Below are 8,831 nucleotides of genomic sequence, written 5' to 3' on the forward strand. Positions count from 1 at the left end.
GGGTGCGGGTCAACATGCGAAAAATCGCCTGAAAATAGCACTGGAATTTGGGTCCATTTGATGTTAAGTTGCCACCATCTGGCCGGGCTTGAAGGTTCAAGGGCTGAGTTTTGCTCAGCGTCGGCAGGTTCGATTCCTGCTCCCGGCCGCCCAATTCAGGAGAGCTCATGAGTTACCGGGTTAAGCTTCAATGGGGGTTTGCGATTGAGATGACCTCCTCGGGCCTGGCGACGCTGAGTAACTCCAACCTGCTGTTCAATCAAAGGGGCGGCAAGCGTTTTCTTAGAAGCCTCGGCGGGCGCATCAGAACGAGTTACTCGCCTATTGTGCTGGAGCCTACGGACGTTTTTTATGCGACGTTAAAAAAGTTGCAGCCCACATTGAAATTCAGCGGCAAGAAACTTCCGTATGATATTGAGTCTCTGCGTACCGATATGCCGGGGCGGCTCAACATCAATTTCCACCTATTCGGCAAACTTCTATTTATCAACTTCATCCTGTCTGAATTTGAAATTGCGGATGGCTGTGACTTCAGCGAACTTCAGAAAGTCGAAAACTACCCCGATCTTGAACAGCTGTTTCGCTACGTATTAGCGATTGCCAGTGCCTACGACCATCGTGTAAAACCCCTCCGCGACCTCCCCAGGTACTACCCAGCTATCCGTATCGTGTCTTTAGAGGATGACCCAACTGATTGGCGTCGCCGGATGGCCGTCTTGGTGTCAAGACACCCACTGATGCTGGATCGCGTAGCGGACACCGTGCTGGAGAAAAACGACCCTCATCAGGTGGATCAGTCGTTATTACTTATTGATAAGCAGGGCGTCGTTGCTTATGTGCCTGCCTACGCATCGGCTGCGGCAGCCGGAAATTTGCAACGCTTCGCAAATGCTATCGCCATGCTCGAGTTTGCGGTTGTGCTGCAGTTCCAAGTGAAAAAACGCGTAGCGCTGCCCGAGGACGCCCTACGGCTGATCACCTCACCGCATGCAGCAATTGCCGACAGCGTCTCTGCGCAAAAGGCTTGGGAACTGGTTAATGCCGAATTCAAGCTTGTGAACGAATTAGAACATGCACCTCAAAAAGGACCTGAGATGGCGTCGCAACGATTACTGATAGTGACTGTTACTTCCGTAGAGAGCCGAGCTGTTCTATCAGCCTTCGCGACAAAAACCGGCCAACTCGCAAGCAATCATAAAGTCGACAAACATGTTTACAAGCAACTGGGTGTCGTCGCCGGGTTTGAGTGTTTTTTAGCGACCTCTGACATGGGTTCAGGCGGTGCTAATGGCTCGCAAATGTCAATCCAGAAAGCGATCAGCGAAATCAAACCAGAGACCGTCATCATGGTCGGCATCGCGTTTGGCATCGATGATACTAAATACGCCATTGGAGACATTCTCGTCGCCAAGCAGTTACAGATGTATGACCTGCAACGCGTGAGCAAGGACGGCAACATCACCCTGCGCGGTGACAAGGCCTCAGCATCCTCTGCACCGCTAAACTGGCTACGTAATGCCGAAATGACTTGGCCCGAAGACTCAGGAAAAGTTAAGGCCGGCCTGATGTTGAGCGGCGATAAATTAATCGACAACTTGAATTATCGGACAGCACTCACCGCTCTCGCACCGGAAGCCTTGGGAGGCGAAATGGAAGGCGCAGGGCTGTATGTAGCTTGCCAAGAAGCTCGAGTAGATTGGTTGCTGATCAAAGCCATTTGCGATTGGGCAGATGGCGATAAGGGCGACAATAAAACAGTTAATCAGCAGATTGCGGCAACAGCGGCAGCTAACTTTGTTGTACACATGCTCAGCTCCACTGCTTGAGACCGACGCACACTGCCTGATCGACATGCATTGTTAAAGGCCAGCAATCCATATCTCTTTAATTTGCGGGAAGTTTCCTAGACAATCCTTTGGCCTTGCGCCTGCTCAGTCCACTGGCTAGCCTTCGCTCCGTCGCTGCATATCAGCGATCAGGGGTGAGATCCTGTGATGTGATTAGGTGCCAAGTGCCACAACCGCGAGCAACATGCTCTATGGCGGCTGTGTGCGGGCAGACTTCGGTCTGACCGGGTGTACCTGACCGGCAATCTCACCCCGCACATAGCTGCCACCTTTTGACGAGTGAGATCGGCAAAGGAATGGCTCCAGACCTTTCAGGAGTTTCATTCATGAACAAAATCGTCCCAGACCCACCCCGCTTCACCCCCGACCGCGAAATCTTCGAGCGCGCCCTGAGCCACTGCCTACAACCCGACTCACCGCCGGCTTTCTCCGCACATCACGACCTCAGCTTCGAAGACGCCCTCGCCCAACTCTGCGACCTGTTGCGCTGCGCCGCCGCCACCGCAGCTGCCTCCTCCCAAGGGCTGTCCGCCGACCAACACCACCTGGCCGGCGCCACCGAGCACTTGATCAATAGCGCCAGAACCCTCGCCGAGCGCGCGCTGGACTGCCTGCACGCCGCATAACCCCTGTGGGCGCTGGCTTGCCAGCTCCCCCATTTGATCTGGCTCGTCCGCGGGCACTGTGTGGGCTTTTACAGGTAAACTCCCCTCCTTTTCATCTTCTCCACGGAGTTCGCCTTGCGTCTGTTCCACACCTCCGACTGGCACCTCGGCCAAAACCTGCATGGCCAGGAACGCGACTTCGAACACGCCTGTTTTCTCGAGTGGCTGCTGGGCCAGTTAAAAGCCGAGCAGCCCGATGCGCTGCTGATCGCCGGCGATATCTTCGACACGGTCAACCCGCCGCTCAAGGCCCAGGAGCGTCTGTATGACTTCATCATCAGCGCCCACGAACAAAACCCGACACTCACGATTGTGATGATCGCCGGCAACCACGACTCCGGTTCACGTATCGAGCTGCCCGCGCCGTTGATGCGGCGCTTGCGCACGCACGCGCTGGGGCGTGTGCTGTGGCTGGACGATGGCGAACTGGATGCCGACCGTTTGCTGATCCCGCTGCCCGACGCCAAAGGCAAGATCGCCGCCTGGTGCCTGGCGCTGCCGTTCTTGCGCCCAGCGGAAGTCACCGGCGCGCACTTGGGCGACGACTACCTGCGCGGCATCGGCCAAGTGCATGAATGGCTGATCGCCGCCGCCAACGCCAAGCGCAAAAAGGGCCAGGCGCTGATTGCCATCAGCCATGCGCATATGGCGGGTGGTTCGGTATCGGAAGACTCCGAGCGCAGCCTGATCATCGGCAATGCCGAGGCGCTGCCCGCCAAACTGTTCGATACCAGCGTGGCCTATGTCGCCCTCGGCCATTTGCACAAGCCGCAGCGCGTGAATGGCGAGGACAAGATTCGCTACAGTGGCTCGCCGATCCCCTTGTCGTTTTCCGAAATCGGCTACAAGCATCAGATTCTCGATGTGACCTTTCAGGGCCAACGCCTGGTGAATGTCGAGCCCCGCCTGATCCCGCGTTCGGTCAACCTGCAACGCCTGGAAGCCGCGCCGCTGGCGGATATCCTTAAGCAGTTGGCGGATCTGCCCGACATCGACCTGCTCGCCGAAACCCAACGCCACCCGTGGCTGGAAGTGCGCGTGCGCCTCGACGAACCGCAACCGGACCTGCGCCAGCAAATCGAAACCGCCCTGCAAGGCAAAGCCGTGCGCCTGGTGCGCATCGCCGCCGAATACGCGGGTAAACGCGCCAGCGACAACACGGACGACGAGCGCCTGATCGAACTCGACCAGCTCACGCCCCAGGAGCTGTTCAGCCGCGCCTGGCAGGACAGCTACGGCAGCGAAGTGGATGAACAGACGTTGAAGGATTTCGCCGTGCTGCTCCAGGAAGTGCAACAGGAGGGCGAACAGCCATGAAGATCCTCGCCATCCGCCTGAAAAACCTCGCCTCCCTGGCAGGCCCATTTGAAATCGACTTCACCGCCGAGCCGCTGGCCAGCGCCGGGTTGTTCGCCATCACCGGGCCGACCGGCGCGGGTAAAAGTACCCTGCTCGATGCCTTGTGCCTGGCGCTGTTTGGCGCAGTACCGCGCTTGGGCGATACCGGCCAGGCGAAGATGCCGGATGCCGATAGCGATATTTCCATCGGCGACCCGCGCACGCTGCTGCGGCGCGGCACCGGCGGCGGTTATGCCGAGGTGGATTTTGTCGGTGTCAATGGCCGCCGCTACCGCGCACGCTGGGAAGCCAACCGCGCCCGCGACAAGGCCAGCGGCAAGTTGCAGAACAGCCGGCAAAGCCTGATCGACCTCGACAGCGACCAACTGCTGGCCAGCCAGAAGACCGAATACAAAACCCAGCTGGAACTGGCCCTGGGCTTGAACTTCGAGCAGTTCACCCGTGCGGTGTTGCTGGCGCAAAGCGAGTTCAGTGCGTTTCTGAAGGCCAACGACAATGAGCGCAGCGAGCTGCTGGAAAAGCTCACCGACACCGCGCTTTACACCCAGCTTGGCCGCCGCGCCTTCGACAAGGCCAAGGATGCCAAGGACGCGCATAAACAACTGCAGGACCAGGCCACCGGCGTCGTGCCCCTGGCTCCCGAAGCCCGCGCCGAGCTTGATCAACAGTTGGCCGAGGCCCAGCAACAGCTCAAGACCCAACAGGCCCAGCTCAAACAGCTGGAGCTGCAACACACCTGGCTCAAAGAACTGCGCGAATGGCAGGAGCGCCAGCTCAGTGCGACGGAGCAACTGCAACGGGCGCAGGCGGACTGGGACGGCCAAGGCGCACAACGCCAGGACTTGAGCCGCCTGGAGCATTTGGCGCCGCAGCGCCATCAGTTTGCTCGGCAAGCTGAACTGGGCACATTGTTGACGCCCCTTGCTGCGCAGATTCAGCAGCATATCGAGCAGCAAATCGTGCTGCAAACACGTCAGGAGCAGGCGCAACAGCAGCAAGCAGCCGCCCAGGCAACATTGGTCGACGCGCTGAAAACCCAGGCCGACGCCGTGCCATTGCTGCGTCAAGCGTTTGAGGAACAAAGCACCCTCGCCCACCTGACCAAGGACCTGGCCAAACGCACCGAGGATAAACAGCAACACGCCAGCGCCTGTACCGAAGGCCACGCGTTACTCAAAGCGTTGCAGGACAAACACAGCCAAGTCGCCGAGGGCCTGCAACGCCTGGCCACTGAGCTTGAGCGCAGCGCCGCCCTTGCACCGTTGAGCGATGGTTGGACTTATCAACGCGAGCGCCTGCAACAGTTGATGGTAATTGGTAGCCGCCTGAAAAAAGGCCAGGAAGAACTGCCACAACTTGAACAGCGCGCCACCACCGCCGCCGAGCAGTTCACCCAGCAACGCGACGCGTTGGACCTGCTGTATCAGGAAGCCGGCGCCGAGCCACACGCCGTCGCCGAGCAGATCCAGTTACTCGCCAGCCTGTTGCAGGACAACCGCAAACAGCAGCGCGCGTTTGAAGACCTTACGCGCCTATGGGACAGCCAGCAGCAGCTGGATCAACAGAGCGCCAACCTCACACAAAGACTCGCGGACGCGCAGCAGCAGCGCGAACAACTGAACCAGAGCGGCCTGCAAACCAAGGCCGAGCTGACCATCGCCGAGCAAACCCTGACGGTGACCAAGCAACTGCTGGAACGCCAGCGCCTGGCGCGCAGTGCCAGTGTCGAAGAACTGCGCGAGCAGTTGCAGGATGACCAGCCATGCCCGGTGTGCGGCAGCCATGAGCACCCGTATCACCAGCCGGAAGCCTTGCTGCAAAGCCTCGGCCGGCATGACGAAAACGAAGAAGCCTCGGCGCAGAAAACCGTCGATATCCTCAAGGAAAAACTCACCGAGCTGCGTGGTGAAGTGGGCGGCCTGATCGCCCAGCAAAAGGAGTTCCTGCAACAGCAGGAGCAACTGGCGACGCAGCAACAAGCACTGAAACCGAGCCTGGATGCGCACCCGCTGGCCGCCTCTCTGTTCAATCAAGACGCCGCCAAACGCAGCACCTGGTTGGCCCAGCAACTGGCGCAGTTGACGCAAAGCATCACCCAGGACGAACAACGCCAAGGCGCCCTGCTCAACCTGCAACAAAATGCCGGGCGTTTGCAGCAGCAATTGCAAGCCGCACAGGACGCCAGTCAGCAAGCCCGTCAATTGCTGGCGGACCAGCAGCGCGAGCTGGCAAACGACCGCGAACGCCTCGACGAAGAACTCAAGGCCTTCGCCAGCCTGCTGCCCGCCGAGACCCTCGACGGTTTACGCCGCGAACCGGCCGCGACCTTCATGCAGCTGGACCAGCACGTCAGCCAGCGTCTTGAGCAGCTTGGCCACCAGCGCGATGAACTGGCCGAACAGCAAGAACGTCAGCAGGCCATCGAAAAAGAACAGACCCATCAGCAGCACCGCCAGCAGCAACTGGACGCCTTGCACCAGCACGTCACCGAGTTAGCCAAGCAACAACAGGCCGCCAAGGAAAAACTTCGCGCCCTGCTGGGCGATCACGCCAGTGCCGAACAGTGGCAACAGCAACTTGACCAAACAGTGGTGCAGTCACGCCAGAGCGAGACTGACGCCAACCAACAGCTGCAAGAGATTCGCAACGCCCTGATTCAACTGGCTGCCGACCTCAAGGCACAGCAGGAACGCCAACAGGCACTGACCACCGAGCAGCAAAGCCTCGACGAGCGCTTGGGTGAATGGCGCGCCTTGCACCCGGAACTCGATGATGATGGGCTCACGCGTTTGCTGGGCTTTGATGACAGCCACATCAGCGAACTGCGCCAGCAACTGCAACTCAGTGAAAAAGCCGTCGAGCAGGCCAAGGTGCTGCTGCAGGAGCGCGAGCAACGTCTTGCCGAGCACCAGGCCTTGCACAATGGCAACCTGGATGCCGAGCAACTCGATAGCACGTTGGCCGCGCTCAACCAGCAATTCGCCGAGGGCGAAAAACACTGCGCCGAATTGCGCGCGCGCCAGGCCGAAGACCAGCGTCGTCAGGACGCCAACCACGCGCTGGCCGACCAGATCACTAAGGCTTACGAAGAATGGCAGCGCTGGGCGCGCCTGAATGCGCTGATCGGCTCGGCCACCGGCGATACCTTCCGCAAGATCGCCCAGGCCTACAACCTCGACTTGCTGGTGCACCACGCCAACGTGCAACTGCGCCAACTGGTGCGCCGCTACCGCCTAAAACGCGGCGGCAGCATGCTTGGGCTGTTGGTGATGGACACGGAAATGGGCGATGAGCTGCGCTCGGTGCATTCGTTGTCCGGTGGCGAAACCTTCCTGGTGTCGCTGGCGCTGGCCTTGGGCCTGGCGTCGATGGCGTCGAGCACGTTGAAGATTGAGTCGCTGTTTATCGACGAAGGTTTTGGCAGCCTTGATCCCGAGTCGCTGCAATTGGCGATGGACGCGCTGGACGGTTTGCAGGCCCAGGGCCGCAAGGTGGCGGTGATTTCCCACGTGCAGGAAATGCACGAGCGCATCCCGGTGCAGATCCAGGTCAAGCGCCAGGGCAATGGCCTGAGCACCTTGGAGGTCAAGTGAGCGAGGCGCTGCTGTATTCGTTTCGGCGCTGCCCGTATGCGATGCGGGCGCGCCTGGCGTTGCGCTATTCAGGCGTGCCCGTGCAGATCGTCGAGGTGAGCCTCAAGACCAAACCGGCGCAGATGTTGGCGCTGTCGCCTAAGGGCACGGTGCCGGTATTGAGCGTGGACGGCCGGGTGATTGAGGAAAGCCTGGACATCATGCAGTGGGCGCTGGCGCAGCACGATCCTGAGGATTGGTTGCTGCAGGGCGACCCGGCGGTGCTGGAACTGATTGCCGAGAATGATCAGGTGTTCAAACATCACTTGGATCGATACAAATACGCTGATCGCTACCCGCAGCAGCCGATGGAACATTATCGGGCCGAGGGCGAGGTGTTTTTGCAGAAACTGGAAGGTTTGCTGGCGCAGCGGGCGTTTTTGCTGGCCGACCATTTGAGCCTGGCCGATGCGGCACTGGCGCCGTTTGTGCGTCAGTTTGCGCATGTGGATCGTGATTGGTTTGCCAGCACGCCGTATCAGCACTTACAAAACTGGCTACAACGCTTTCTGGAATCGCCGCTGTTTATTGCAGTGATGGCAAAACCCTGAAATCAACACAATCAAATGTGGGAGCTGGCTTGCCTGCGATGCCGTCAACTCGGTCCAACGGATACACCGAGTTAATTTCATCGCAGGCAAGCCAGCTCCCACATTTGACCGCCGTTCAACTCAAGCTCAGTGCTGGGTTTTATGATCCAGTGCGGCATAGAAGTTGGCGCTTTGTTGCAGGTATTTCTGAGTGTAGGCGCTGGTGCTGGATTTTTTGCCGGCAACGTCCACGCTGGCAGCGGCTGGCAATGCCACGGTGGCGGAAACAGCGGAAGCGGCGATGATGGAGAAGAGGTTCAAGTTCATGTCGGTAACCCTTGTGTTCGTTTGGTGAGGTGGCCGGGAAGGCCTTGGAACCAAACTTACGCCCGAGGGCTGAACCTTAGAAATGCTTTGAAACAGTAGCCGCTATTAATACAATTAATACTAAAGGTCAGGCCCCGCGATGCGGGGCCTGTGGCTTATTGACGCACCAGGAACTTGAGGTCGCTAGGGGCATCGATCGGCAATTTCTGCACGGTTTTACCCAACAAGCCGGTCTTGGGGTCGCGTTCGACGACCACGATTTGGTTGCTTTTCTGGTTGGCGATCAGCAAGAACTTGCCGCTCGGGTCCAGACTGAACTCACGCGGGTGGTCGCCTTCCACGGTGCGGCGCTGCAGCTCCTTGAGGTGCGCGGTGGCCGGGTCGATGCTGAACACCAGCACCTGGTTGGCGGTGCCACGGTTGCTCACGTCGGGGACTTTCCCATCGCGCGAGGCATGCAGTCCGACACCC

Annotated in this window: 7 protein-coding genes; 5 read left to right on the forward strand and 2 right to left on the reverse strand. The window is 59.2% G+C overall.

The window, feature by feature from the left end:
- The first annotated feature begins 167 nt into the window (after positions 1-167).
- From E0F99_RS27010 to E0F99_RS27030, 5 genes are all read left to right on the forward strand, one after another.
- Complete coding sequence (locus tag E0F99_RS27010) at positions 168-1,826, forward strand: 5'-methylthioadenosine/S-adenosylhomocysteine nucleosidase family protein (protein ID WP_083358661.1); 1,659 nt, start codon at positions 168-170, stop codon at positions 1,824-1,826.
- Between the two features lie 347 nt (positions 1,827-2,173).
- Positions 2,174-2,473, forward strand: a complete 300-nt coding sequence (locus E0F99_RS27015) for a DUF6124 family protein (RefSeq protein ID WP_173667120.1) — start codon at positions 2,174-2,176, stop codon at positions 2,471-2,473.
- Between the two features lie 114 nt (positions 2,474-2,587).
- The gene (locus E0F99_RS27020) at positions 2,588-3,829 is read left to right on the forward strand and encodes an exonuclease SbcCD subunit D C-terminal domain-containing protein (RefSeq protein WP_083358662.1); all 1,242 of its coding nucleotides are present in this window, start codon (positions 2,588-2,590) and stop codon (positions 3,827-3,829) included.
- The gene (locus tag E0F99_RS27025; RefSeq protein ID WP_083358663.1) at positions 3,826-7,464 is read left to right on the forward strand and encodes an AAA family ATPase; all 3,639 of its coding nucleotides are present in this window, start codon (positions 3,826-3,828) and stop codon (positions 7,462-7,464) included. The genes E0F99_RS27020 and E0F99_RS27025 overlap by 4 nt, the downstream gene beginning before the upstream one ends.
- Positions 7,461-8,054 carry a glutathione S-transferase gene (locus E0F99_RS27030; RefSeq protein WP_083358664.1) on the forward strand — a complete coding sequence of 198 codons (594 nt, stop codon included), beginning with the start codon at positions 7,461-7,463 and terminating at the stop codon, positions 8,052-8,054. Before E0F99_RS27025 ends, E0F99_RS27030 begins: the two co-directional genes overlap by 4 nt.
- 126 nt (positions 8,055-8,180) lie before the next feature.
- Here the strand turns inward: E0F99_RS27030 and E0F99_RS27035 are convergent, their stop codons facing one another.
- Positions 8,181-8,360 carry a hypothetical protein gene (locus E0F99_RS27035; protein ID WP_065907868.1) on the reverse strand — a complete coding sequence of 60 codons (180 nt, stop codon included), beginning with the start codon at positions 8,358-8,360 and terminating at the stop codon, positions 8,181-8,183.
- A 155-nt stretch (positions 8,361-8,515) separates the two neighbouring features.
- Positions 8,516-8,831, reverse strand: a 316-nt coding sequence (locus E0F99_RS27040) for a lactonase family protein (protein WP_165447645.1), incomplete at its 5' end; no start/stop codon positions are given.

Origin of the sequence: Pseudomonas antarctica (assembly GCF_900624995.1) — a bacterium.
Classification (GTDB): Bacteria; Pseudomonadota; Gammaproteobacteria; order Pseudomonadales; family Pseudomonadaceae; genus Aquipseudomonas; species Aquipseudomonas antarctica.